Origin of the sequence: Pseudoalteromonas sp. S1650, assembly GCF_005887195.1 — a bacterium.
GTDB classification, from domain to species: domain Bacteria; phylum Pseudomonadota; class Gammaproteobacteria; order Enterobacterales; family Alteromonadaceae; genus Pseudoalteromonas; species Pseudoalteromonas simplex.
This window is the reverse complement of sequence record NZ_PNDF01000026.1, coordinates 1-24,451: the sequence shown is the minus strand read 5'-3', so window position 1 is coordinate 24,451 and position 24,451 is coordinate 1. Positions and strand designations below refer to the sequence as shown.

At 38.7% G+C, this 24,451-nt stretch carries 30 protein-coding genes and 1 pseudogene; 4 read left to right on the top strand and 27 right to left on the bottom strand.

The window, feature by feature from the left end; genetic code table 11:
- Positions 1–45 precede the first annotated feature (45 nt).
- The 4 genes from CWB80_RS09810 to CWB80_RS09795 all read right to left on the bottom strand — a co-directional run bounded on the left by CWB80_RS09810 (position 46) and on the right by CWB80_RS09795 (position 3,387).
- Positions 46–981, bottom strand: coding sequence for an efflux RND transporter periplasmic adaptor subunit (locus CWB80_RS09810; RefSeq protein ID WP_036973832.1), 936 nt, complete (start codon positions 979–981; stop codon positions 46–48).
- Positions 982–995: 14 nt separating this feature from the next.
- Positions 996–2,315, bottom strand: a complete 1,320-nt coding sequence (locus CWB80_RS09805) for a TolC family protein (RefSeq protein WP_051501955.1) — start codon at positions 2,313–2,315, stop codon at positions 996–998.
- 72 nt (positions 2,316–2,387) lie between these two features.
- Positions 2,388–2,783 carry a hypothetical protein gene (locus tag CWB80_RS09800; protein WP_004588585.1) on the bottom strand — a complete coding sequence of 132 codons (396 nt, stop codon included), beginning with the start codon at positions 2,781–2,783 and terminating at the stop codon, positions 2,388–2,390.
- A complete protein-coding gene (locus CWB80_RS09795; protein WP_036973831.1) occupies positions 2,770–3,387 on the bottom strand; it encodes a cation efflux transmembrane domain-containing protein in 618 nt (205 codons plus the stop codon). Before CWB80_RS09795 ends, CWB80_RS09800 begins: the two co-directional genes overlap by 14 nt.
- A 78-nt stretch (positions 3,388–3,465) precedes the next feature.
- Between CWB80_RS09795 and cadR the strand changes: the two genes are divergently transcribed.
- Positions 3,466–3,855, top strand: coding sequence for a Cd(II)/Pb(II)-responsive transcriptional regulator (cadR, locus tag CWB80_RS09790; protein ID WP_004588587.1), 390 nt, complete (start codon positions 3,466–3,468; stop codon positions 3,853–3,855).
- Positions 3,856–3,983: 128 nt separating this feature from the next.
- Entirely contained in the window at positions 3,984–4,550 is a 567-nt protein-coding gene (locus tag CWB80_RS22535) for a hypothetical protein (RefSeq protein WP_036973830.1), read from the top strand.
- On the opposite strand, the pseudogene CWB80_RS09785 reads toward CWB80_RS22535, so the two are convergent.
- From CWB80_RS09785 to radC, 9 genes and pseudogenes are all read right to left on the bottom strand, one after another.
- Positions 4,510–4,935: pseudogene (locus CWB80_RS09785) on the bottom strand (tyrosine-type recombinase/integrase); the annotation flags it as partial. The gene CWB80_RS22535 and the pseudogene CWB80_RS09785 sit on opposite strands and share 41 nt — an antisense overlap.
- A 134-nt stretch (positions 4,936–5,069) precedes the next feature.
- Positions 5,070–5,750, bottom strand: a complete 681-nt coding sequence (locus tag CWB80_RS09780) for a hypothetical protein (protein ID WP_036973829.1) — start codon at positions 5,748–5,750, stop codon at positions 5,070–5,072.
- Complete coding sequence (locus CWB80_RS09775) at positions 5,743–6,783, bottom strand: DUF262 domain-containing protein (protein WP_036973828.1); 1,041 nt, start codon at positions 6,781–6,783, stop codon at positions 5,743–5,745. The genes CWB80_RS09780 and CWB80_RS09775 overlap by 8 nt, the downstream gene beginning before the upstream one ends.
- A 665-nt stretch (positions 6,784–7,448) precedes the next feature.
- Entirely contained in the window at positions 7,449–7,598 is a 150-nt protein-coding gene (locus tag CWB80_RS22530; RefSeq protein ID WP_161805764.1) for a hypothetical protein, read from the bottom strand.
- 87 nt (positions 7,599–7,685) lie between these two features.
- Positions 7,686–7,913 (bottom strand): hypothetical protein, encoded by a 228-nt coding sequence (locus tag CWB80_RS09770; RefSeq protein ID WP_138600909.1) that lies wholly within the window; start codon positions 7,911–7,913, stop codon positions 7,686–7,688.
- Positions 7,914–7,979: 66 nt separating this feature from the next.
- Positions 7,980–8,222, bottom strand: coding sequence for a class I ribonucleotide reductase maintenance protein YfaE (gene yfaE / locus CWB80_RS09765; RefSeq protein ID WP_036973826.1), 243 nt, complete (start codon positions 8,220–8,222; stop codon positions 7,980–7,982).
- Positions 8,219–9,343 (bottom strand): toprim domain-containing protein, encoded by a 1,125-nt coding sequence (locus tag CWB80_RS09760; protein ID WP_138600911.1) that lies wholly within the window; start codon positions 9,341–9,343, stop codon positions 8,219–8,221. The genes yfaE and CWB80_RS09760 overlap by 4 nt, the downstream gene beginning before the upstream one ends.
- 109 nt (positions 9,344–9,452) lie before the next feature.
- Entirely contained in the window at positions 9,453–9,611 is a 159-nt protein-coding gene (locus CWB80_RS22525) for a hypothetical protein (RefSeq protein ID WP_171041514.1), read from the bottom strand.
- Positions 9,612–9,692: 81 nt separating this feature from the next.
- Positions 9,693–10,187, bottom strand: a complete 495-nt coding sequence (gene radC, locus CWB80_RS09755) for a RadC family protein (protein WP_138557223.1) — start codon at positions 10,185–10,187, stop codon at positions 9,693–9,695.
- Positions 10,188–10,516: 329 nt separating this feature from the next.
- Here radC and CWB80_RS09750 point away from each other — a divergent pair, with 329 nt between their 5' ends.
- Positions 10,517–11,488: an IS481 family transposase gene (locus CWB80_RS09750; protein WP_055022414.1), complete on the top strand. Its 972-nt coding sequence runs from the start codon at positions 10,517–10,519 to the stop codon at positions 11,486–11,488.
- Here the strand turns inward: CWB80_RS09750 and CWB80_RS23230 are convergent.
- Both CWB80_RS23230 and CWB80_RS09740 read right to left on the bottom strand, forming a co-directional pair.
- Positions 11,443–11,658, bottom strand: a complete 216-nt coding sequence (locus tag CWB80_RS23230; RefSeq protein WP_408003019.1) for a GNAT family N-acetyltransferase — start codon at positions 11,656–11,658, stop codon at positions 11,443–11,445. The two genes, CWB80_RS09750 and CWB80_RS23230, sit on opposite strands and share 46 nt — an antisense overlap.
- A 213-nt stretch (positions 11,659–11,871) precedes the next feature.
- Positions 11,872–12,738 carry a DMT family transporter gene (locus tag CWB80_RS09740; RefSeq protein ID WP_055022413.1) on the bottom strand — a complete coding sequence of 289 codons (867 nt, stop codon included), beginning with the start codon at positions 12,736–12,738 and terminating at the stop codon, positions 11,872–11,874.
- Positions 12,739–12,875: 137 nt separating this feature from the next.
- Here CWB80_RS09740 and CWB80_RS09735 point away from each other — a divergent pair, with 137 nt between their 5' ends.
- Positions 12,876–13,781 carry a LysR family transcriptional regulator gene (locus CWB80_RS09735; protein ID WP_055022412.1) on the top strand — a complete coding sequence of 302 codons (906 nt, stop codon included), beginning with the start codon at positions 12,876–12,878 and terminating at the stop codon, positions 13,779–13,781.
- A gap of 258 nt (positions 13,782–14,039) precedes the next feature.
- Here the strand turns inward: CWB80_RS09735 and CWB80_RS09725 are convergent, their stop codons facing one another.
- The 12 genes from CWB80_RS09725 to CWB80_RS09675 all read right to left on the bottom strand — a co-directional run.
- Entirely contained in the window at positions 14,040–15,620 is a 1,581-nt protein-coding gene (locus tag CWB80_RS09725) for a VWA domain-containing protein (protein ID WP_171041513.1), read from the bottom strand.
- Between the two features lie 103 nt (positions 15,621–15,723).
- Positions 15,724–16,821 carry a DUF3150 domain-containing protein gene (locus CWB80_RS09720; protein WP_138600917.1) on the bottom strand — a complete coding sequence of 366 codons (1,098 nt, stop codon included), beginning with the start codon at positions 16,819–16,821 and terminating at the stop codon, positions 15,724–15,726.
- 96 nt (positions 16,822–16,917) lie between these two features.
- Positions 16,918–17,442 (bottom strand): hypothetical protein, encoded by a 525-nt coding sequence (locus CWB80_RS09715; protein WP_138600919.1) that lies wholly within the window; start codon positions 17,440–17,442, stop codon positions 16,918–16,920.
- A gap of 62 nt (positions 17,443–17,504) precedes the next feature.
- Entirely contained in the window at positions 17,505–18,557 is a 1,053-nt protein-coding gene (locus tag CWB80_RS09710) for an AAA family ATPase (RefSeq protein ID WP_138600921.1), read from the bottom strand.
- Positions 18,558–18,642: 85 nt separating this feature from the next.
- The gene (locus CWB80_RS09705; protein WP_138600923.1) at positions 18,643–18,963 is read right to left on the bottom strand and encodes a hypothetical protein; all 321 of its coding nucleotides are present in this window, start codon (positions 18,961–18,963) and stop codon (positions 18,643–18,645) included.
- 9 nt (positions 18,964–18,972) lie between these two features.
- Complete coding sequence (locus tag CWB80_RS09700; protein WP_036973819.1) at positions 18,973–19,584, bottom strand: hypothetical protein; 612 nt, start codon at positions 19,582–19,584, stop codon at positions 18,973–18,975.
- Positions 19,585–19,673: 89 nt separating this feature from the next.
- Complete coding sequence (locus CWB80_RS22520) at positions 19,674–19,814, bottom strand: hypothetical protein (protein ID WP_155950871.1); 141 nt, start codon at positions 19,812–19,814, stop codon at positions 19,674–19,676.
- Between the two features lie 268 nt (positions 19,815–20,082).
- Positions 20,083–20,676 carry a single-stranded DNA-binding protein gene (locus tag CWB80_RS09695; RefSeq protein WP_036973818.1) on the bottom strand — a complete coding sequence of 198 codons (594 nt, stop codon included), beginning with the start codon at positions 20,674–20,676 and terminating at the stop codon, positions 20,083–20,085.
- A gap of 170 nt (positions 20,677–20,846) precedes the next feature.
- The gene (locus tag CWB80_RS09690) at positions 20,847–21,035 is read right to left on the bottom strand and encodes a hypothetical protein (RefSeq protein ID WP_138600925.1); all 189 of its coding nucleotides are present in this window, start codon (positions 21,033–21,035) and stop codon (positions 20,847–20,849) included.
- 79 nt (positions 21,036–21,114) lie between these two features.
- Positions 21,115–21,432: a hypothetical protein gene (locus CWB80_RS09685; RefSeq protein ID WP_036973816.1), complete on the bottom strand. Its 318-nt coding sequence runs from the start codon at positions 21,430–21,432 to the stop codon at positions 21,115–21,117.
- A gap of 566 nt (positions 21,433–21,998) precedes the next feature.
- Complete coding sequence (locus CWB80_RS09680; protein WP_138600927.1) at positions 21,999–23,831, bottom strand: UvrD-helicase domain-containing protein; 1,833 nt, start codon at positions 23,829–23,831, stop codon at positions 21,999–22,001.
- Between the two features lie 8 nt (positions 23,832–23,839).
- The coding region (locus tag CWB80_RS09675) for a hypothetical protein (RefSeq protein ID WP_212751494.1) at positions 23,840–24,451 on the bottom strand (612 nt) is incomplete at its 5' end.

Here is a 24,451-nt window from a genome sequence, read left to right as displayed (position 1 = left end):
TTTTTATGGACTTGGCTTTGCTTTTGACAATAAATGCGCAGGTAATTAGTCATCATCGCCCGCCTCCATTTTTAATAAATCAGCTTTTAGTAGATAGCTATTTTCTACAACGACTTGCTGGCCTATTTGAACGCCCTTCACAATCTCTACTAAACGGTTGTCCGTGTTCCCAAGCTTTACTTGGCGGGGGTAAAATCGCTCCCCTTCTTTGACAAAAACAATGGTTTGCCCATCTAACTCTTGTATTGAACTTTTGGGGAGAGCCAGATTGACTTCTTGGAACCCAATCTGAATATAACCCTCTACCATAGCGCCTAAAGGCCAATAACCACTGCCATTATCAACGTTCACAAACGCGATAGAATAAGGTTTGTCATCAGGTGAGGACGTAATGTGGCTTATACTTGATTGTTGCTGCAATTCCTCAAGCCTTAAAGTGACTTCCATATCAGCGGCAATACGAGTACGTTGTTTGGGGAAAATAGCCAATTGAGCAATTGCGCGAGAGTAATTAGCAACAGAAAGCAGTACTTGACCGTTGGTGAGCTCACCATCATTGGCGTGTCTAGCTATGATTTTTCCAGACATCGGTGAGGTGATTGAGTATTGATTTAAACTCTCGTTTGACTCAATGATTGCCAGTGTGTCACCTTTTTCTACTTTATCTCCAATATTCACCATGATACGTTTTACAACACCGTCGAAGCGGGCACGAATATGACTCAGTGACGCAGGATCATGAACTATCCGCCCAAAGGTTCTGGTTGTGAGCGATAATGTTCCTGATGCGGCCGATGCAGTCACGATATCGTGTTCAAGCATCCGTTCTTGAGATAACACTACGTACTCGGGTCTTTCTTCGGCTTCCTCATCGTCATCATCAGCCAGGGCGACAGAAGCAAACAGTAAAGTAACTAGCATGACTAACATGCCAAGCAAGTCACGTGCGCTAGTAACTAATGTAAATTGTGATTTATTCATTATTTTTTCTCTATTCATTGTGATGATTGAGCAGACGTCGAGGGAGAGTCAGAAAACACGGGAATTCCCGTAAGTGCCTCTAGATCTGCGCTTCGAAGGTGAACTAAGCCTGCGGCTTTTATCATAGTTCGTTGCATATCTATGAGTTGCTGTTGCGTTGTCACCCACTCTATGTAGTTGTAGCGACCACTTTCATAGCCATCCCGCGCCAATTTCAATGCAGATTCCAATGTTGGGACGACATTGTCTTGAAGGGTCGTAACAGTGAGCAAGGCTTGGTCTTTTGCGCTAATGACTTGATTTAATTGGCGAGTAAGTTCACGAATTTTCGCTTGTTTTTGATAGTCTATACTGTCAAGCAATGCGCGCTGTTGTTCGTATTCACCTAGATTCCGCTGCTTGGTATTTAACGGCACCGAAATACTGGCGACTAACGCTGTGTCATCAATTCCCTGCATTCTTCGGATACCGGCTTCCCACGCAATGTCGAACTGCTGACTGGCCTGAACCACTCTCAATCTGGCCTCTTGTACCCGATAGTTATCAGCATAAAGCAGAACGTGTGGATTGCTTTGAAGCTGTGAAAGCATATGTTCAAGTGATAGTGAATTTGGAAACGATAACAGTGTCCCTTCAACTTCCGCAAACGCAGCGTTAGTGTCACCCCACATGATGGCCAGGTCGCGTTTATACTCATTGAGTTTTTGTTCACTTATCAATAACGACAAACGCGCCTGCGACAACGCTGACTCTGCACGTTTTTTCTCAAGTGGTGAAGAAGCCCCCGCTTCAACCCGTGTAGAGACTGTCTGAAGCATTGTGCGAGCCAGCATTTCAGCTCGTTGCTCAGTCTTGTGCAACGCTTGTTGGACAATGACATTGATATATCGTCGAGTTGTTTCACCCAAGATGTCCAGCGTGCGAATGCGCCGTTGTGTAAGCAGTTGTGCTTTTTTTGAACTCACCACATTCATTCGGCCGCTGACTTTATCTCCAAGCTCGATGACCGACGATAAGGTCAGTGTCAATTCGGCATCTTTGATACCAGACACTTCGCCTGTTCCCAACACATTTTCAACTTCAACCCCAACAGACATTTCAGGTCGTAAGCTGGCCATTTTTGATTCACCATCCAAAGCCGAAGATTTAAATTCGAACACAACTAAATCTGGGTTGTTTGATAATGTGCGTTTGAGCGCATTTTCAAGCGTGATTGAAGACTTTTGCGCATTGGCAGATTGAACAGATATGCTCATGGTTACCAGTGCAGCAGATATCAATTTCAGATACGCTGAGCTAGCTTTTTTTATGCCCAATGGGCGTGAAGAACTCATAAAAGAACCTTTTGTTCATAAGATAACGACATACATGGAAAGCACCCATGCAAACATATAGGAGGGAATGGATTAATGTTGAGGTGGGCGCAAAAGGCCTTCGACTAGGCCGTCAGTGACGTTGCGGGAATAACTGTATTGATTGGTATATAACGGTTTAGATACGTCATTTATTGGGTGCTGTGCCAGAAACTTAATCTGTCCACATTGACACAGCACACAATGGAAACACTTAGACTCTTCACTCGACGTATTATCACCAGCATTTACATTTTTTTCGGGAACATCATAAGTGCCTATCGACTTTGATTGTTCAGGGACTGACGATACCTCCGCAGGGTAGTCATCGCATTGAGCGGCGAACGAAAAGCCCGATTGACACATGAGCAAAGTAATAAGTAGCCATGCCAACCTACGCAGTTTTGATGTGCAATTAAAAATTGGCATTTTCTTATCAACTTTGCGCATTAAGCGCTCGCTGTCTTTCATTTCCAGCATCTTCGAGGATCATTTTTGCCCCGCGCAACACAACGCACGAAACTATCACACCGATAACCAGATCAGGCCATCGAGAATCGAGCCAAAACACCAAAACGCCAGCAAAGATAACACCTAAGTTGGCAATCACATCGTTGGCTGAAAATATCCAGCTTGCCCGCATATGCACTTCTTCATTTCTTTGTTTGCGTATGATCACAAGACAAATGACATTAGCAACCAGTGCAACTGCCCCCATAGCCATCATTAGTCCCGATACAGGTTCGCTACCGTAAATTGACCGTCTTACAATATCAATGATAATCAACACACCCAGTGCCATCTGAAAAAAGCCGCTAATTCTAGCCGCATTGGCTTTGTGCAATAGCGATTTACCAATAGCATAAAGGGCAACACCATATACAACTGCGTCGGCGAGCATATCAAGTGAATCGGCTATTAATGCGGTTGAATGAGCAAGCAACCCGATCCCCATTTCTATAACAAACATTGTCGCGTTTATTCCCAAAAGCCAATACAAAACCTGTCGTTGAGACTGGTCTTTTATTTCAACTTCGCACCCACATCCGCTCATTAGAAACACACTCTTTACTGATGAATAGTATGAGTATAAAGTCTATACTTGGTATAGAGTCAACGGTTAGGAGAAAAAATGAAAATTGGTGATGTCGCAAAGACGACAGGTTGTAGTATTCAGACCATTCGTTTTTATGAAAAGAAAGGGCTATTGCCTGAGCTCAAGCGCTCAAGTGGAAATTATCGTGTCTACGACAAGGGGACTATTGAACAACTCCTATTTATTAAACAGTGTCGTTCATTGGATATGTCTATCATGGAAGTAAAAACGCTCATGGACAGTCGTTCGAAGCCAGATCAGAGCTGTTCAAATATCAATACGTTAATAGCTAAGCATTTATCAGACGTCATTATTCGCATTGAAGAGCTAAACGCATTAAAGTCATCACTCGAAAATATGGCGTCAAAGTGTGATCAAAACAAAACCATTAGGGACTGTGGCATTTTAAATTATTTACACACTTAAAAGTGTAAGAAGCACACAGTTTCACTGTGCGCACTCGCCTCAACGTGTATCTATCGGCTAACATTCGTCATTTGTGTAGATTTATAAGGCAAAAATCAATAGCCTGAACTTTTGATACTGAGTCAGCCATGCATATTCATTTGTGGCCCTACAAAGCGATTTACATCGGAATCAGTCCTGATAATGATGTTCATGCACATCATGCTGTCCAAATTTGCATTGGTTTAGACAAAGACATCTCGGTTCAAGATTACAAGGCACAAAGTATTCACACCGGACAATGTATTGTGATTTTCGAAGATGTCCCTCACAAGGTTTTGGCACAGGACAATCAGATTGTAGTCATCTATTTAGAGCCTGAAGATAGGAAAAACCAACAATTTCTCAAAGCCTTACGTCAAGCCAGGAGTGATGGAATTAATACTCTGCCGCTTACTAGCAAAGAATTGGGATCCATTTCTCAGCATCTATTTACTGACGTCGATATCGACAAAGTGTGGAAAACAGTAAATAAAGCGGTAGGGCTAGTCTATAGTCCTGCGCTTTCATCGCGCCCTGAGGATAAACGGGTACGAGCGGTCATCGACATTATTGCTTCGCAGAGAGGTTGTGCAATCGATATGGCGTTTTTATCATCGAAGGTTTTCTTGTCCCCAAGTCGCAATCAAGTCCTAATTGCTCAGCCCAGCTCCTGATGATAGACCTGTAATATGAATAGCTTATTGGTTGATTAGAGCGACGTATACTCCGAAACAAATAATCACTGGGTTGCAATTTAACTTCTTGAATCCAATGGATAATACTTTGTTGTGTTCTCGGAGTTATCTCAAATTGAACTTCGATCCCAGTTTTCTTCTGCGTTAATTGAACCCTTTCAAATACTTGATCGAGAGTAGTGACGTCTCGAACTTTTAAAGAGAGTAAGTCACATGATCTTAGCTTGCTATCTATAGCCAAATTCAGTAAAGCTAATTGCATCAAGTTGTTTTGAATTTCAATTCGAGTGCGAATACGCCAAATCTCTTCAAGCTTGAAAGGACGTTTCACACCAGTAGCATTGTGGTTTAGTTCTGGTTTCATAGTGACCTCCTATTTAAAAGTCACTATGAGGATAGTGGATGTATTACTGATTAGGATTTGGAAAGAAATGAATTTCGAAAAATCGAGCATTAGCAATCCATGAATAACTACTGGTATGGCAAAGCAGTTGCTTTTTATGCCACAGTATCCGCAACAAAATATCGTTTTTCAGCACAATAAGAGGCAAACGAAGAAGTAATGTGAAGACATAAAAGCTTTATACTGCGTGCTTTATTATCTAACTGCGTAACGTTAAACCTTCGCCCTATAGTAATTGCGGTCTCTCTACCATGAGCTATCGCGTTACGGTGATCCTTGACTTCGGTTAAGACAAAGTGCTGCACACCTTCTGGCAGTGGTGAGCGTTCTAAATCAAAAAAATTCCACACGTTCTCTAGCTGTTTAATAGAAATATTCATTGAGCCACCTGATGGAAAAACAGAACTGTCAACATTAGTCACTTCAGTATCACTTGTTACTGCGAGAACAAGTTTATGACGATTTTCCCACACTTTGGAGGCTCCGCACTCTCGAAGAGCTTTAAAATGAGAATCAAACAGCGAGCACAATACCGCACTTTTAAAATGATTGGCAGGAGCTTCTTCTTGCCCAATAACTTCTAATGCTCGTGTGACTGATTGTGTAATTGCGAACTCAAGTGCTGCATACATTGCAACAAACACCAAGCCTTTCTGAGCACGATAGAAGTCTGAATTTTTAGTTTCTTCAGTCAGTGCCTCATCTGACAAATACTCTAGTATTGAATCTAGTTGCCTCAAGCGATTCATAACACCAGCATCAATATCATTAAACATTATCTACAAACCTAACTCGACAATACTCGACTCTTTCGCGTAAGCGAGGCCCTGAATTTGTGGCTCCAGTTGTCAAGCGGCGTAACTCTTCATCATCAATCCAGTTGGCTACATTTGATCCGCTAATATCAACTCCTTCTTCAATAGCATCGGCAGCTCCAATAGCAATGGCTTCAAAAAGCACTTGTGGTGTACTTCCTTTATTGCCGCGTTTAATTCCATTAGGTAAGACAGCTCTTAGTGATTCAAATGTTTTTTCAAACAGCTCTCTATACTTCTTATAGTTAAAATGTACCGATGCATCGGCCATAAAGTCATTTAGAAATATCTCTACACTGTGTTTAAAATCATCACGTTTTGTTTTGTAAGCCAAAAACTTCAAAACAAGCTCTTCTCTGGTACCGTCTTTCGCTTTAGTTGATGACACATTAACAACTTTGTTGAAGTCATCATTTTTTGCAAGTTCAATGATAAAATCATTAAATTGCCCTCTAAATACACAAGCTCGAATTTCTTGAGGAGTTAATTTGATTCCACCAGTATTCAATCTCTCAAAGAGGTCGAATCGTACTTTTAGATCACTTTTATCGCTTAGTGTTGTTACCTTAAGCGGACGTAAACTGAACTTCAAACGAAGTGAATGAGGCAGATCATTAAACGTTGCTCCATTGAACTCAGACAGGATATCTAGCCCCTTAAGTTTAAGAGGCTTATCCAGCCCAAAACTTTCTATTTGCTCTGGGGTCCCACAAAAATGAATCAATGAGTTAAGCCTTTGTACGCCATCTATTAACTCCCAAGATCCATCTCTATTTGCAGCCATGAACAAGTTAGGAATAGGTATTCCCAATAAAACAGATTCTACAAGTTTAGACTGGTTATCTTCGGGCCAACGAAATTGCCTTTGGTACTCAGGAGCAATGTTGATAATTGATTCATTCGCCATAGAAATCAACTCTTTAACAGATATATCAAATGAATCAAAATCTACTTTCCTAGTCTCTTGATCGAGTTGATTCATATAATCTTTCATGTGTTCTCCAGTGAGCTATCTAAGTTTATTCCAGTGTAACAACAACTCATATTTTAGTCGATATTAGTCAATAGGTTAGTGAATGGTGACTAGAAACACTATCTAACAATTCATGGAGGACTGAGGGCTAAGCTCACGTCGATATTCTTGTAAACTCTCACATTACAAGACACCACAACGATTAGAAAAAGCATTCGTAAAGTGCAAAGAAAAAGTGTACTAGCACACAATGGGGCAAAAACGTTTTAGAAATGGCAGCGTACCGATGCAATCGCTGCCATTTTAGGATGATAGTTTAATACTTGGTATGAATCTTTATTCTACTCACACTCTTGGAATTGATTGAAATTTTTCTATTTTCAGCAATATAGAAGAGCTTCGCGTCTACCCCTTACTGGTTATTGTTCTAGGCGCAGTAGCTCCTCTCTTCAAATTTTGACAAAAAAAAGACCGATTAACGGTCTTTTCTTATTTTATTTTTTGCTTATTCGGTGGTGCATCCATAAATAACTACCGAAAAAAACTACATTACCAAAAATGAAAAAGGTCAAACCAATAGCTTGGATTTCATTCATCTTGATCGTCCTCCTCGGAACCATTTAGGAAAGTTATATAGAAACCTATCACAACAGATGCCAACATACAAACAAAAGCAATGACTAGCTTTATAAGTCCTTGAATTTGAATTTCGTAGCATGTTTTGTTGTCGAAACCACACGGCCAAACATATCCGCAAAACCACTAACAGAGAGCTCTGGAATATAGCCAACAATTGTTGCTAATAAGATTAGTTCAACCATGATCTTATTTAGCATTTTGTTTTTCATAAGCAATTCATTTGAATCTCCTCAAAGTAAATTTGAGGGTTCACACCCTTGAGGGAGTAATCCCCCAAGGGTTGTTTATGCTTCAAATAGCAATTCTGCCGTTTCACAGGCATTTGCGATTGTCACATTGTGTATCACAAGCAAATCTACAGTCTTTCTATATTTTTCAATTAATAAAAAGTGAGTAGTTTTTGCTATGAAGTGTCTGATAACCATATCTGGATAGTATCCATTACGGTATGCTGCGAAATGACGTAGCTGAGAATCACCAGCTTTTGCCATTTCAATATGATGTTTACTCATTGCTCCTCCAAAGAAAGGGGGAGCTTCCCAAGCGGGGGGCTCCCCGCATGGGTTGGTTGTAAAAATCTAAAAGGTTACTTCAACCTCAATGTCACCTTTTGGCTTACAAACGCAAGGTAATATCTCACCTTCATTTGTAAAGCCAATTGGTTCATCGATATATTCGACATTGCCCTTTAGTAATTTGATGCGACACGCCCCACAAAAACCTGATTTACAGTTAGATGTAGGGGCAACACTATTCAGCTCTAAAGTCTGTAATAGTGTTCCATTTGTGTCATTGTAAACTTGACCAGAAACGCTAATCATTTGACACCTCCAGTATTAACAGAGATGTCAACAGGTAAGCGAAATGAAAAAGCACTAGGGCCTGCTAAGTTGTAGGTGTCCAGCCAGTCCATACTTTTGCTGCCATTAGGTATATCTAAAGGTGGCATATAAATATCAACAAACTTTCCTTCTCTACGTAGCCTCGCAGCTAATGCTTCTGCTTTTTCTTGACCTGCTCCAGATGCATCCTTATCAGCAAAAATTAATACTGAAGTCACACTATCTGGAATTTTTACCATTTTTAGTAATGTGTCCGAATAGCATGACCACATAGGACAACCTGTAGCCTCACGAACAGCTAATGCAGTTTCAATTCCCTCACATACGCCAATAAAGGTGTTATCACCTTCAGTTACTGGTGAGTCAATTTTAATTGAACATCCACCAATATAGCTGGGCGGAGGCATTAACATCTTCGCATTAGGTACATCTGCTTTTAAGCCTTGCTTGTTAAGGAAAATTCGATGAATCGTGATCCGATTACCATCTGGATCAGTCATTGAACCTAGTAAACCATGAAGTTTCTTAGGTTTAGACTGACCATCTCCCCACCAAAGCTCATCAGCATACCCAAGTGTATACGGTAAAGTTTTCGCATCAGTTTTAAGTCCACGGCTGTTCAAGTAAGCTTGTATCCGACCAGATTGATCATGAGCTGCAGGAATAGCGTGTTGAAATAGCTTCTCAAGTTTTGCAACTCGTTTTGCTTTTTCATCATCGTTAATACCTTTTGGCTGTGAAGCTTTCACATTTTTAACGTATTCGCGCGAGATGCTTGATAAGTCACCACCACAGATATCGATTATTTTGTTTAAAGCGTGGCTTTTTGAGCAACTCTCCATAAACGCAATTACATCTATTCCACCGGGTAAAGCACCTACATCGTTATGGTATGCACCACCGGTATCAACCCAATCTCGGAAAAGGCGAAACTTAGTTCTTCCGTTTCCAGTTTTTGGGCATGGTACTTGTGGTGAACCACCGTGGTTATTTGATTTTGAAACTGCTTCATTAAGTCCTGGGTAGGCTGAGTAGACAGAAGACCACCCGCCATTTGACTTAACTAAAGCAAGTACTTTATCTATTTTTGATTCAATCATTACAACTCTCCTATTCCTCAAGACGACCCTAAAGCGTCCTGAATACAAGGCGCTTTAGGTGGTCGCCTCGAATAAAAAGAAGAGTTAGCCCTAAGGCTAACTCATACGTTTAGCCTTGAGCTTGAGCTCGTTGTTGACCTTCAAATAAAGGTCCCCACTTAGCACGTAATGAAAGAATCGTTTTACCGCCAATATGTATCTCTCTCACTTCAGTGTTAGGTATTGACGATGGGATTGGCATAATTGCCTTTTTAATTGAATTATTCATACGTATCTCCTCCAAAGAGTACAAAAAAGGGGATACGCCCCTTATGGGAAGTATCCCCACAAGGAATGGTTTTAATTTGAGTTAGATAAGACCGCGCTCAGCAAAAGAGACAATATTTTCGCCAATAATGATGTGATCTAACACTTGTACATCAATATGATTGAGTGCATGTTGGATCTTAGTGGTTATTAGCTTGTCTGCTTGCGATGGTTCGGCAATACCTGATGGGTGGTTGTGCGCTAAAATGACAGAAGATGCATTCTTTTTTAGTACACTTTTTACAATCTCCCGAGGATAAACACTTGCAGCATTTATCGTTCCGGTAAACAGTATTTCTTTGTCTATAAGTCTATTTTGGTTATCAAGATAAAGCATGTAAAAGACCTCATGCTCCAATCCCTTTAAATGGACCTCTAGATAATCTGTGACTTGGGTAGGGCTCTTAAAAATAGCACCTCGTCTCAGCCTATTGTTTAGAAGCTTCTTGGCTGTTTCAATAATTTCATCAGAGCTAAGCTCTGACGTGATTATATATTTACCAGTTTCTTCATTTAGTTTTAAGTTAGAAATAGTCATTGTCTCCTCCAAAGAAACATTAAGCGGAGACAATTACCCAGAGGATAATAATCCCCTATGGGTTGATTTAAGTTTGTTGAACACAAGCAAGCTGAACTCGCTTATGCTAAATCTAGGGTTAAACCCAAAGTAACAACGAGACGTCGGTACTTGTTCTACACAAATACAAGGATCTGAGTAGCTTTTATGCTTTATCAAAATTAATTACCTTACGGTAAATTTGATAGCAAGGTGCCATCATTAAATTAATGATAAATGCAAAAAAATCAATTTGGCTTATATGTAGTAGTGTGTGTGATTCATAGACATCCTTTCTATACTTGGATGTTATGAACGATGAAATTCAACAAAGACTTAAGTGGATAAAGCTTTATCAAGAAACAAACAACGCAGGTTTAGTTTGTCTGCGTTGTGGAATATCTAGGCCAACATTACGAAAGTGGTGGTCTAGGTATCAAGAGCAAGGTCTTGATGGCCTTAAAAGTTTGAGTAAAAGACCCCACAGTTCACCAAATCAAAAAATGTCTCCAGAATTGGAAGCTAAGATTTTAGTCTTAAGAAAATCTAGAAACTTAGGCGCTCGAAGAATCCAAAGTGAGTTGCTTAGAAATGAGCAAATTAAGTTAGGGCTAGCTACTATTCATAAAGTGCTTAAAAAGCACCAAGTTGACCCTATAGTTATTTATCGTAGAAAGCTTGACTTCAAAAGATACTCTAAGCCTATTCCTGGCGAAAGAGTTCAAATGGACACCTTTAAAATAGCCCCTAATTTATACCAGTACACAGCTATTGATGACTGTACACGCTATCGAGTGTTAAGGCTTTATAAGCGACGTAGTGCCACTAATACCATTGACTTTGTAGAGTCTGTAATTGAAGAAATGCTATTCCCTATACAGCGATTTCAGACAGACCGAGGTACAGGATTTTTTGCTGAAAAAGTGCAAAAGTTATTAATGAGATACAAGATAAAATTCCGACCAAATAAGCCAGCTTCACCGCACCTTAATGGCAAAGTTGAACGCTCTCAAAAAACAGATAAAGCTGAGTTTTATGCAACTGTTGATTTGGAATCTGAAGATATTCACGAGCAACTTTCTGAGTGGCAGCACTATTACAATTGGGAGAGACCACATAGTGCTCACAATGGAAAAACGCCGATAGAAAGGTATTTTGAAGTTAGTGAACAAGCGCCATTTTCAGATGAAATTGAGGGGTTTTATCAAGCGCATAATGAACGTGTTCAATTATCCAATTACAGAAGGGATTTAGAGATCGCAAAATTGAAACGATCTCTATGAATCACACAGATTTCTAAAATTGTCTTTGCCCCAAATTTTTCGAAGAAAGGAGCTGAAAGATGACTGGCGGCGATATCTATAACTTTCATGTCACTGTCCTTTGCCATTTTCTTAGCGTAAGACATCATTGCCGTTCCGATGCCATTAGCCTGCACCCGTGGAGAAGTCACAATCTAAGTGATATGAGCACGGTTTATTTTAGGATCGATATCCAGCCCAAAGACAGTCTTCTAAATAAGAGTTACTATAGTCACAAAATATCAAATTATTTTCAGTCATAATATTCCAAAAATTAACTAGTTATTATTTATCCCACATGGGAGTGCAGTTAAACGCTCGTTCCCAAACGCGGTCACGTTGGAAAGTTAGATTAACTTTACCATTTATATTATTTTACTTGTTTGCTTTATCTTTGCTTCTATCTTGGCTAACCAAATCAGCGGAATAATAATTAAAGAAGATCCTATAGCCAAGCTCAGGTCCGGTATTTCATCGAACCACAGCACCCCTACAACTACAGCACCTAATAAACCAGTGTATTCGGCACTGGAAATTTTACTGGCTTCGATTGCTCTATATACCAATACACATATACCAGCATAAATTAGGATAAAAGTGTTGGAGCCTGTTGCCGTTAACATTGGAGTCCAGTCCCAAGGTTTGCCTTCCCATAACGCCAACCCAAGTGCGGCTGGGATACCTACTAGGTTGGTGAGCATTAAAGTTTGGAACACATTATGATGCTGAGGTAATTTACGAACCAATAAATTATTTACAGCCATAGTCAATGCGACGACAAGGGCGGCAATCGCTGCCCAATTAATTTGTGTTGGTTTGACCACGATAAGTACGCCGATAAAGCCCAAAACAGCAGCAGCAATTGAGTGGCTAGTCAGCTTTTCCTGAAACAATATCATGGCTAACGGCAGCATAAGCAAAGGCGCTGTATAGAAAATAGCATTTACGGTAGCTAACGGCAGAGCGCCCAGAGCGAATACCATAAATATTGTCCCTAATAACCAAATGTGGCCACGTATAAAGTGCCATTTGAGGCCAGCGAAGAGGCTTTGTTTATTACTGAGTAGACAAAATGGAAGTAGAATCAGCACTGCGGTCAATTGACGAAATAATACAAATTGGTATATGGCAGTATCTGCTGGCAGAGTTTTTATCAAAGCGTCAGAAAAAACACCAATTATATTTCCGATGATAAGTAATGTCATCGCGAGTCCGACAGTTATTTTGGGCATTTCATTACTCCTGCTACATTCTAGAAAATGTCAATGGAACTGAATTAATAGAGTTACGTTTGTAAAACGGTTAGCGTATTCCATACCTTATATGATGTATAATGTTTAAAATTTTTTTAGTATGAGCTAAATTTATAATGAAGTTGCCTCCATTACGTGCCCTGCAATGCTTTGAAGCTGTTGCGCGACTTAATAGCTTTTCCAAAGCTGCTGAGCACCTCAATGTGACTCAAAGTGCGGTTAGTCACCAAGTTCGATTACTCGAAGACTATTTGGGTGGAACTCTGTTTAACCGACAGGGGCGTTCTTTTTCCTTGACTAAGGTCGGGGAACGTTACTTTGAAGAAGTGACTAACTCATTAGGAAATCTATCAAATGCCAGTCAAATGATACGTCACGGGAAATCAGGCAATCTTCGTTTGGCTTTATATAGCTCTGTGGCGGTGAACTGGTTGATACCGAAGTTAGAAGATTTTAGAAATCAGCACCCAGAAATAGAAATAACTTTAAATATGGTCGGGGATCAACCGGATTATAATGACCAATTTGCGGATTGTTTTATTTCAGTGAATCCACCGGAACGTAACTTTGTCAATCAATTCATGTTTACTGAAAAACTTTATCCCGTGTGTGGAAAAAAGCTTTGGCAGCAGTTAAGAAATAAGCCTCTACCTGATTCATTATGGCAACACCCGTTATTATCAGTACAATACTCAGATACAAATGAAAGTCTTGGTGACGACTGGTTACGTTGGTGTATGAGTGGTAAATTTGAATTACCCAAAGACGTCAAAATTAATCAATTTAGTCATGTCTTACTTGCCGCTGAAGCGGCTCGATATAATTTGGGAATTACCCTCATTAATAATTACATGATGGATGATCAGGATCGCCAGCAAAGTCTTGTGCGCATACCTATGCACGAGCTTAATACCGGAGATAACTTCTATTTTGTCTATAAGGAAACACGAGCTAGGCAACCTGATATTATGAAATTAGGTCGTTGGCTTAAACAGCAGTGTTATGAACTGGAATCAGCTTAGCTATTAAATTAGAGTTGAAGGTGAATACTAGCTACTTAGAAGTAGCTGTCAGCGTCCGTTTAGTTTTGTTAGTTGCCAGTCAAAATGAGTTTGCCAGAGGCCTTTATTGGCTATTCACTGTCAGTTTTAATTCAACTCTATAAATCAAATCTGGCAGATCAAGTTAAGACTTATTCACATGATGATTGTTCAGCTTATAGCCGCATTTTAAAACATTGTGTTTGCTTTAAAATGCGTCCAAAAGGGCGCATTACTTGGTTAAGCAATTAATTTATTTTTAATTACTTGTTTTAGAATTGAAGGTAACTCTTCAACGGTTTGAATGTTGAGTAATTCCTGATTCTCAAAGCCATAAAGCATTCCAGTGTTTATGCCAATGCATACAATTTGGATACCTAGAAGTTCCGACATTTCAATCGACTTTTCTAAATACTTTAGATCGCTTGCTTGACCATCAGTAATGATAAAAACAACTTTCTTTTGCTCGACACGAAGTGACAGCCTACGAATTACAGAATAAAGACTTAACCCTGTATGTGTTCCGCCTCTACTACTGACTCTAAAGTTATCTTTAACGGCTTTAGTTGTTGATTTAAAACACTTTGCTTCATATAGGTAACCGGCACTGAAATATATGCATTCACTATTTACGCCTTTCAACTTATCTATTGCTAAGTTAATTGCAAGCGCAGAAGTATTAACACCATTCATATCATCAGCACTCATTGAACTAGACCTGTCTACGAGAACTGATATCGCCATTGTTGGAGCTTTAGTAATTCTTTCTGATTTAAAAACATTAAAATTACCAGCTTTTACTCCAGCAAGTCTATTTGCCTCAACAGTTCTACCTTGCTTAGAAAAATTCACACTTTTTCGGTCTAACCCATAAATTATTTTATGGAGTTCTCGACTTATAGGTGTTGAAAGTCTCTTAGCTTGGTTTAGCGCTGCAGTACCAACTGTGCCACGATCATTTTTTGATATTAAAGGAGCATTGAATTCAATTAGTTGCTCCATATCATTACTTGATCTTACTTCATCGGCCATTTTCTCTAGCTCGTTATTAACTTGTTCATGCAAATCTGCCATGAGCTGACTTTCATCGGCGTTTAGGCATTCATTTACAAAATTAATAACTTGCTGGCTAACATTTGAGTTTTGACCTTGGCTATCGCCTGAGTCATCACCTTGGCTATCGCCCGGTTCAAACTCTATTTTTTTAAGTAATTGAATGATCTGTTCTGTAAGTTCATAACTATGTTGGTTAGATTGAAGCGTTGGTATCGTATCCAATAACAAAATTAAATCTTGTACTGGTTTTTGGCCAATACAATCAGTTAATAAAGCTAATGCAATTTCACAGAACTCCTTTAGTTGTACTTGGTTGTTAATTTTATATCGACCATAATATACAACTACAGCTTGCAGCAGTAATGAAGGTGGGAAGCTATCAGTTGGTTTACTGAACCATCCCTTTTTAATACCTTGAGTAACCATCTTAGATAAATTTAAGATGGCGCCCGGCCACTCCAGACAAACCATTCTTTCCATACGAATATCCTCAATGCCATTTCTAATAGCATTGAAAAATCCCCCTTTTTCATACGACTTAGCTGTCCATGTTCTATCGGTCCATCGTAGATGTCCTACTTCATGATCAATAGCGCCTTCCAAAAGTTCGAGATAATCGGGGTTTTCAAGATCACCTACGGGTAAAGTAATGCTGTTGTAATCTGTATAGCATCTGTTACCAGTTAAGTTAATCGTAATGTCACCACGGTTACTCATTACTCTTGAAAGCATTCTAAATCGTTTTAATAGTTTTGATTTATTCATTTGCATCTCCTCCAGAAATGTTTAAGAGGGGGATACACCCACAAGGGGTGAGTATCCCCTGTGGGTTTAGAATTAAAGGAAGCTAGATTGCTTCCTTAATTTGTTACCAATTAAATCCAAAATCACCTAAAGAGTTGTTACGCTCCGCGGGCTCGAAAAAAACGGTTTCTTCTTTAGGCGCTAGGTCAAATTCAATTGAATTTTCTTGATCAGCTATTTCTAAAATGATTGAACTCTCAGAAGCAGTTTCACTAGATTTACCTGAAACGAAAAGGCTCGCTACGTCGGTATCCTCATGTGTAATTACTTCCGGCTCTGGTGTTGCACTATATTGAGGTTTTCCTTCAGCATGAAGGCGAAGTGTGTCTTCATTACTCATTACGAGTAACCAGTTGGTTAACTCTGAAAATGAATGACCTTCAATGTAGCCACTAGAAGGTAAGTTATTTAAAACCTCCTGTATTGTACTAACCACGTTTTCAATACCATTATCTACAAATGATAAATCAATAAGTTTATTCATCATTCTTCTAAATGGTGAACGTACTTTTTGGCTTACGCGATTAACTGGCGCTTTGTCTTTAAACCAGTTTGTTTTATATACACTGCCTGCTTCTTTAGCGATTTCTTGCCAAAGAGTTTCTGCAACATCGTTTTTGATATCGTCTTCATCATCATCAAAAAGCGCTTTCATAGCCAAAGGCTTTGTAAACGACAGTTTGAATTTTGATTGGAACTCAACCTGAGATAAAGCATATTTATAGATCAGTGCAGCGATATCTGAATTTTCAGCCATATGTTGATTAACTGAAATATCATATTCAGCAATTAATACTGATACTTCATCTTGCCAATCACGCTTTATTCCATCAAGCTCTGACTTAAGCTCATCTAACCTGGTCGTTGGGACAACCGTAAAGTCTCCATACTTAACACCATAACTATTAAAAGTTCGTGTAAGCCGGTTGTTGTACTTCGTTGTAAGCTTCAGCTTGCTTCTAGGAAACCACTGTAATTTACTCCCCTTGATTTGATTAGATGATACTTTCTGACCATCTAGTTCTATCTTTGCGTTCGGTAAAGTAGATTCACCACATGGCGATCTTAATTGCCAACCTAACAAACATGCTCCATTTTTAAGTGAAATGTTTTGTTCTGTTAACTCTTTGCCGTTTGCGATTGCTTCGTTTGATAAAGACATGTTGTCTCCTCCAATTTAATATAAAAAAAGGGGAGACTTCCCTGTTGGGGAAAGTACTCCCCAAAGGGTTGGTTGATTAATAGGACATGTGATTGGTTACATCACTTCAATATCCCATGTATTTTGATTAAAGTGGCCTATTCCCATAAGTGAATAACCTCTTTGTTCTTTATTTTTGGCAAGAGCATTTCTCTCACCGTTTACAGATATAAAAACCCATTTCCATTCAGTATTATCATTCTTGAACAACACATATGTCGTATTTTGGAATGATGTTACAGCCCAATATTTACCTTCACCGGCATGATGATAAACATCAAACGGGTTATTGCATTTCAGGTTACCTTGAGCATTGAACATAACTTGAGCTCGACAGTTTACAAAGTCACAGCTCTTCATTTTCTCATCCGAATGAATAAGAAAATAAGGATTGCCGTTCCTAATGTAATCAATCTTATCGGTTGCCTGAATTAACTCAGACATACTCATTGCTTTAATGTCTCTTACATTGTCAATTTTAAGTGGGCCTTTCCCCCCTTCAATGCGGAGGTATTTACCATTTGATGGTTGGTAGCTAAAACCAATAAAACGACCATTTTCAACTTCAAAGCACTCAAACACTGTGTCCCCTCTCTCAACTTTTAAGTTAGCCGAGTCAGAGGATGTGTTAGTGTTTGAGATGGTTACTTTTTTTGAATTAACTCGCCAAGTGGTTTTTTAATATCATCACCCCATACTCGTTGAACAACAGAATTAACCTCTTCAATTTCATCATTATCAATGGAACCTAAAAACGAAAATTCAAATGACTCATATGGAGAACGATTGGCACCAAATGTCATCATGTAAAAACCCCAGTGGACTAAAGTTCGTGTTGAAAAAACACACCCTAATCCATTATCGATGTTGCCATCGTGATCTTTACCTAATGCAGCTGTTCTTAAAGAGTCAGCTGTTTGTACCATAAGCTTGCGAATCGACAATGTTAGTTTCGGAAAATTCTTTTCCAAAATTTCCAACTCAACTGCTTTGCTTGGATATTTAGTTTTTAACCAACCAAAACGCGAACGTAATGCTTGGTCTAAACGCTGTGAAGTAATATACCTATCACTATCCCCACCACCGGTAGTATTTGCTGTAGCAGCTATTCGACAGTTAGCATGTTTGTTTATGGTTTCACCGAAAACACTAAGTGTCCAAGGCTTGCCTTCAACAAACAAATGAAGCGATGTTGATAAATCTTCATTAGCTTTATCCACTTCATCTAAGATAACTAAACCACCGTATTTGTATCCGCATGCAGCTTGGCTGTATCGCTTGCGAGTGACATTATGACCTTTTCCATCAACAATTAATTCATAACCACCCTCTAAACGCTCACCACTCATGGCTACGGTTACTTTTTCAATAAAAACAGGCTCATTAAAGCGATCTGCAATGAATAGTAATAACTCCGTTTTACCTGTACCTGTTTCACCCACCAAGCCAAGAGGCTTCGGTTGAGCGGGCGCAAGCCACCATGCTAACGCTTTACGAAGAGTTGCTTCATCAGGCGTATAATGCATGTCAGCTTTTTGACAATTTGGGTGGCGGTGTTTACGAATTTTAATCTTGTATTGATTAGGGTCGAAGATTTCAGGAAAACGCTCATGAGCATCAACTTCTATCATTTCGTTATAATCAATTTTAGTTGCAGGTTTAATTGTAGATACGTTTGATTGTGCTTGAGTATTCATATTGTGTCTCCTCCAAATAGATTTTTGAGGGACACTTATCCCGTCAAGGGTGTAGTGTCCCTTGATGGGTTTGATTTCTTAATATTTAAAATGGTACTTCTAAAAAGTCTATATAACTTTTTTCATAAAGATGAAGGTTTGGTAAGTCTAGAACAGAACAATATTCAAATGCTGCTTCTGTTTCATCCTCAACTGCAAGGTCTAGCATAAAATTCACTTGAGCCTCTGCTGCTAATTCCTCAGTTGCATAACTGGTAGAATTCCAAACTTCAACTGAGTCTGGCCAACCATCAATATGACCAAAGTGATAGCCTTCATCACTCTGACCTAATAGCAGTTTTCGCTCAGTAACATTATCATCAAGTAGAATCCAAGTATAAGACTCATGAGTAGGATAAATTTCCATTATCAACTCCTAAAACTTTAGATCATGCCAAGGAGGGATGTCTGGCCCTTCTAAGTCACTATAAAGATGAGAGTTAGACGATGAGCAATTGCTACCATTTAAGATGAAGTGCTTGTATTCACAAAGAGCTTTAGCGTATTTGTTAGTTACAAGTATTTCATTAAGTTGATTATACTGTTGTAAGATCTGTGGTACTGCAATTCTAATTAAACAAGCATCTAAATCTAGAGACTGGCATACATAATCAAAATTTGCAGAGCAAATCCATTCAAGTTCGTCGTTTAGTATCTCTGAATTCGCTTTAGCATATCGAAGCATACCAAGTGAACGATACAAAATACTTTCCCATAACGCCTTAATGTTCTCGTCTGACCAATGAATGTAATATTCACCTCTTGCAGCATCCAAACAATCATCCATTAAACTAAAAAATACATCCTGCCCAAGAGCAACTTTACCAACTCGGTGAGCTGTTATGATATCTTCGTCTAACGAATGGCACGTATATTCAGCATTTACTGACAGAAAGTGATCAGTTTTTCGCTTCGGTTTAAACTGCTTCTTTCTTTCAAGTTCTGCATTTATTTGAGCTTTGGTTATGGCCTTTTTTGGTCTAGCCATGATGTTCTCCTCCAAAGAGATTTTTAAAGGGAACATCCCCAGCAAGGGAAAATTCCCTTGCTGGGTTGGTAGATAGGTTGAGTTAGAAGTTAACCGTGGAAAACGCGGTTTGACTCTTGATATAAACGGCTTGCGCGAATAGCTAACTTGTTAGATCTATTACGTTTTGCTCGTTTAATTAATTTGCGCTCACGACGACGTAGATATGCGCCGATTGACTTGTTATTCATAAGCTCCTCCAAGTTAAAAAGCTGAAGGACTAACCTGTGAAGGTTAAACCCTCAGAGATTAAGACAAGCAACGAAGTTGCTTGGTGTGCACTCACAAAATAGATTTTTGCTTTTCAACTTGATGTTGAGAGTGCGTAACTAATATTCAACTTTAACTGCCATAGCAGAGTTATTCGCGAGAAGCGAAAAGGTATTATGAATATTAGAAAAAACAAAAGTAACATCCTTGTCATGCAAATTCCTAGGCTAGGAAACCTTATCTAGCTTGTTATTGTTGACTACCGCCATACCCTCCTGGTTGAGGTTTAGGAGCAAAACCGCCCTGCGATTGCGGATAGTGTATTGGTGCGCTCTGGTCTTGCTGGCTGCGCTGATAGTTTTGTGCATTATTTTGCTGTTGACTATGATGCTGAGGCGCACTTTGGTAGTTTGAAGAACTATTTTGTTGTGGGTGACCATTTTGTTGGTTCTGATTGCCAATTAAGCCAGAGGCTTTTAAACATTCCACTTCAACTTTTCTAAGATGTTGAATTAGCTCGATAGCTTTAATCTTTGTTGAAGAGCGGTTTTGCCCACCATTATCAGTCCACTTTTCTTGAACAAGTTTTCCTCTTAAAGTTACTTCGTCCCCTACTTCAATAGCTGGTTTAAAATTCTTTAAAAACCGACTATCCACTTTGACATCAAAAAAGTAAGTTCTGTCAACCCACTCACTTTGTCCGTTAGGTTCGTTTGACTTCTTAAAGTAGCCGTCATCACAAGCAATTGTCACAGTACCAAAATACCCATCTTGACCATTTCTAATATCAAGACTCGCGACTCTACCACCAAGCCTTGCTGAATTATCTTTTGCAGTACGCATATATAAGCCTTTTATAAAGTTATAAAATCATCACAACTGATGTAGATATAATTACATAAAGAAAATATCGCGCGACTTAATCAAAAATAACGGCAATATTCACCGTAACCCTTTGAATAAACTCTAATATATAAAGCCCATTCAGAGAGTAAGGTTTACCCTACTATCTGTTAAACATCCCATTCACATACAAAATCGCTTTCGCCAATTAAGCCACTAGAAATGGCCTTTTGCTTTACAGCTGATAGGTAGTCTGGTTTGTCTAAATGATTAACATCAATCTGTTTTATCTCACCCGTGAATAATGTAAGTGTTGATGTTGATTTGTCGAAAATATGAATAGCGGAATCTTCAAACATAGGTTTCTCCTTATTGGTTATACCTAAGCATCCTGCTTCAAGCTGCATAGGTATAACCAGTAAGGAAATTCACAGGGAGCTAATGCTCGCCTGTGAAAGTTGATTTAATCAGTGGATGACTCATATTTGCTTCAACAAAGAATTCAAAATTAACAAGGTTCATTCCAAGAATATTACTATGTGAAATACTCTCATCTGAAAACCTAATTTCACCGGGAACAGCGAATACTTTGTCTTTGTTGAATATCTCAGTTGCTATTTGACTGGCCTCGTTATGTGTTTCAGCTGTTGCTAAAACTTTTAACGTTAACCTGTCATATACAATGCAATATACACTCTGAATCTTTAACTGATTGTGATTGTTGTAGCCCGAGTAGGTTGGAATTAGTTTATTCAAATTAACCCCAGCTTGAACTAGCTATTGATAGAATTGGCTTAACGATAATGCTGTGAATTTTGATTGCAACATATGTGCACGCCAGTAATATAAGAATGATATCCATAATCTCCTCCAATGCATTTGACCGAAAACGCAGAACTAAAAATAAGTAGATCTGTATAGCGGTCGCATCGAATGAGATTTCGATTCCTATACAGAAGAGTATCCCGTATAGGAATTGGTTAGGTATTTGTGAAAGAATCACTTCAACCGTCTTAATACCAAGAAGGTATTAACGCTGAGATTTAACTTCAACAGCTAGAAGCCACTTTAAATACCAATAGGCATAATTATGCATAGTGCAAAAATCAAAGACCTAAAAGGTAAAGTGGATTGAGAAATCATTATTGGAAATTTGTATTCCGATAATGACTCAGAGGAGTGGTTGTGACGTTGATAGTCTGTGTTGATTGATTAACCCTAAAGGCTGAACCTTTAGGGTTATAATCAATATAATTGCTTATAAATTTTTAGTCAACAATACAAAAGATTAAATTTCCAGAAATAAGTCAAACAACATTTGATTAATCGTTAGTGTAGTAAATCTCTTCGATAAACTCGCTTGGAAAACAAACATCATTAATATCTGATGTTATTGGCGGGCTATATTCGTAATCTTTTTTGAATAGTGCCAATTCACCCACATCCTTTAAATCATCAATATCAGCCTTATTTAAGTAGCTATGAATAAATAACCGTTGCTCAGCGCGTGTCATCCCAACAAACAGCAAACGTCTTTCCTCATCGATTGGTGACTGCATATTTGGCATTGTTTCATGGATAACATCAAAAATAGCCACATTAGTCCACTCTAGGCCTTTAGAGCCATGGTATGTGGTTAAAGTTACTACTGATTTATCAATTTCAGATTTGCTGTTTTGCTCTTTAATTTTATCTGAGTAAAGCTTAATTCTTTCGAACCAAGAGCCTGTTTTGGTCTTGAGCCCTTCAAGAAGTAATGTTTCAACAGCGCATTTATTCAGCTTGTCGCCTTTTGAGCGGCGCTCTATGATGAAATCAATCAACAAATCAATTCTGGTGTTTATCTCTTTAGAATCATGAGTATTTTCAAATAAATAATAATTTGAATAGAACATTTCAAAAGCCGTTCCATTAATTGATTGACCATAATTATTTAGATATGACTCAATATCAGAATTACTCTTGATACTTTCAGAAATTAAAGGAATTAGGTTCTCATCCTCTTTTAAGTACCCTAAAACTTCTGACAAATGGTAGTGTGCAAACTTATTTAAAAGATAAGAACACAGTTTAATTACAAAATCACCAGCGCTTGTTTTAAAAATACTTGTTTGATTGTTTCTTGAATACGCTACTTCATGTTCTATCAGAAACTCTTCTATTGAGTCCAATGCAACATTAGTTCTGCTTAGGATCGCCCACTCACCATCATATTTACTGTAGTTCTCCAAAAATGTTAACAGCATACTTTTTTTAAATTTATGTATGTATGTTTTAACAGTGCCACCAATTTCCTTCCCCGAAACCATACCTTTGGGAATTCTATCTTTATTAAATTCTATTAGATTTTTACTGGCATCTATTATTTCAGGTCTACATCTAAAACACTTTGCAAGCATATGAATATTGGGTTTAAATTCATCTTTAAACTTAAGCATTGTTTCATAACTTCTAGCGCCTCTCCATGAGTAGATACTTTGATCATCATCTCCAACAGGTGTTAGATTAATCCCTCCGCGCCCCTGCAGGGCAATCCACTCATATTGTAGTAAATCTGTGTCTTGAAACTCATCAATCATTAGGTCTGTACAATTTAATAGCGGTATTTCCCCACTTAAAGTTCCTTCTACCGCGCGCCTGGTTGCGTCATCTAAGTCATAAAGGTGGTTCTTTATCTTTAACTCTTGATAACATTCTTTAACTAGCTTAACAGCGTCTTTATCAAACCCTTTTTTTTCATCTAATGGCTGATCATTCAAAATGCTCGTAATGTCATTGAATGTTACTTTTAACTCCGGTAGTAGGTGCTCATTTTCGATGTAATTCTTCAACCTATCAATAAAGTTGAAGTATGTTGCTCCAATTAGTAGCTTACCTTGCATGAGTTTCTTTGTTTGGTTAAGAAACTGCCTGTGAAATGTAGTTACAGAAACTCTATTTATTGATGATTGTGGAAGAGCTATTTCCAACCTTTCTTGCATTTCGTTGACGGCCGCATTTGTAAATGTAACGAGAATAACCTTCCTGTCATATGATTTTTTTAGTACGTTTTTTACTTTTTCAATTAATGTTTTTGTTTTACCACTACCTGCTGTAGCAAGAATCAAAGAGTGATTATTAACATCGTTAGCTGCTGATTCTTGCTCTAATGTCATCGTCAATGTTAGCTCTCCAACGTTCTTTTGATTCGTAATGATTCAGCTATGTAATTATTTGCCTCTAGATTGTCAGCCAAATCTAATAGCTCTGCTTTTTCTTCCTTTGTAAATGAGCTCAAATTGGAATTTGTACCTAGAGACAAGATATTTTCCGCTTTTAATAATGCATCATTGCTCATTTCTGTATTATCAATAACTTGCCTTAATCCAACCTCTTGTGACTCGGTCCTAGTGACTTCACCACCAGCTACAGGATGTAGGCCAGAAGGGTTTCTCTCTTCAAATGAATTTTCTCTATTGCTAACCATCGCTGCTTCACCAGCGTTTGTTTCATTAAAACTTAGGTTCTCAGAACTAGAGTTGTTCACAACTGAACTTTCATCTGAGTTAGATTGTTCAAAAGACTCACCTTTCTGAGAAGAATTAGAAGCAATTAACTGTGATTGAGTCTGCACATTATCACCGCTTGTGTCAGGTTTTAGACTAGGCTCAGCAACAATAGAACCACCACTTGCCGATGCCTGAAGGTTTTCTGATTGGTCTGGACTCACAGGACTGCTTTGCAACTCTGGACTAGCTGTGCGATCACTTAAACCGCTCTCACTCTTGAGCCTCCC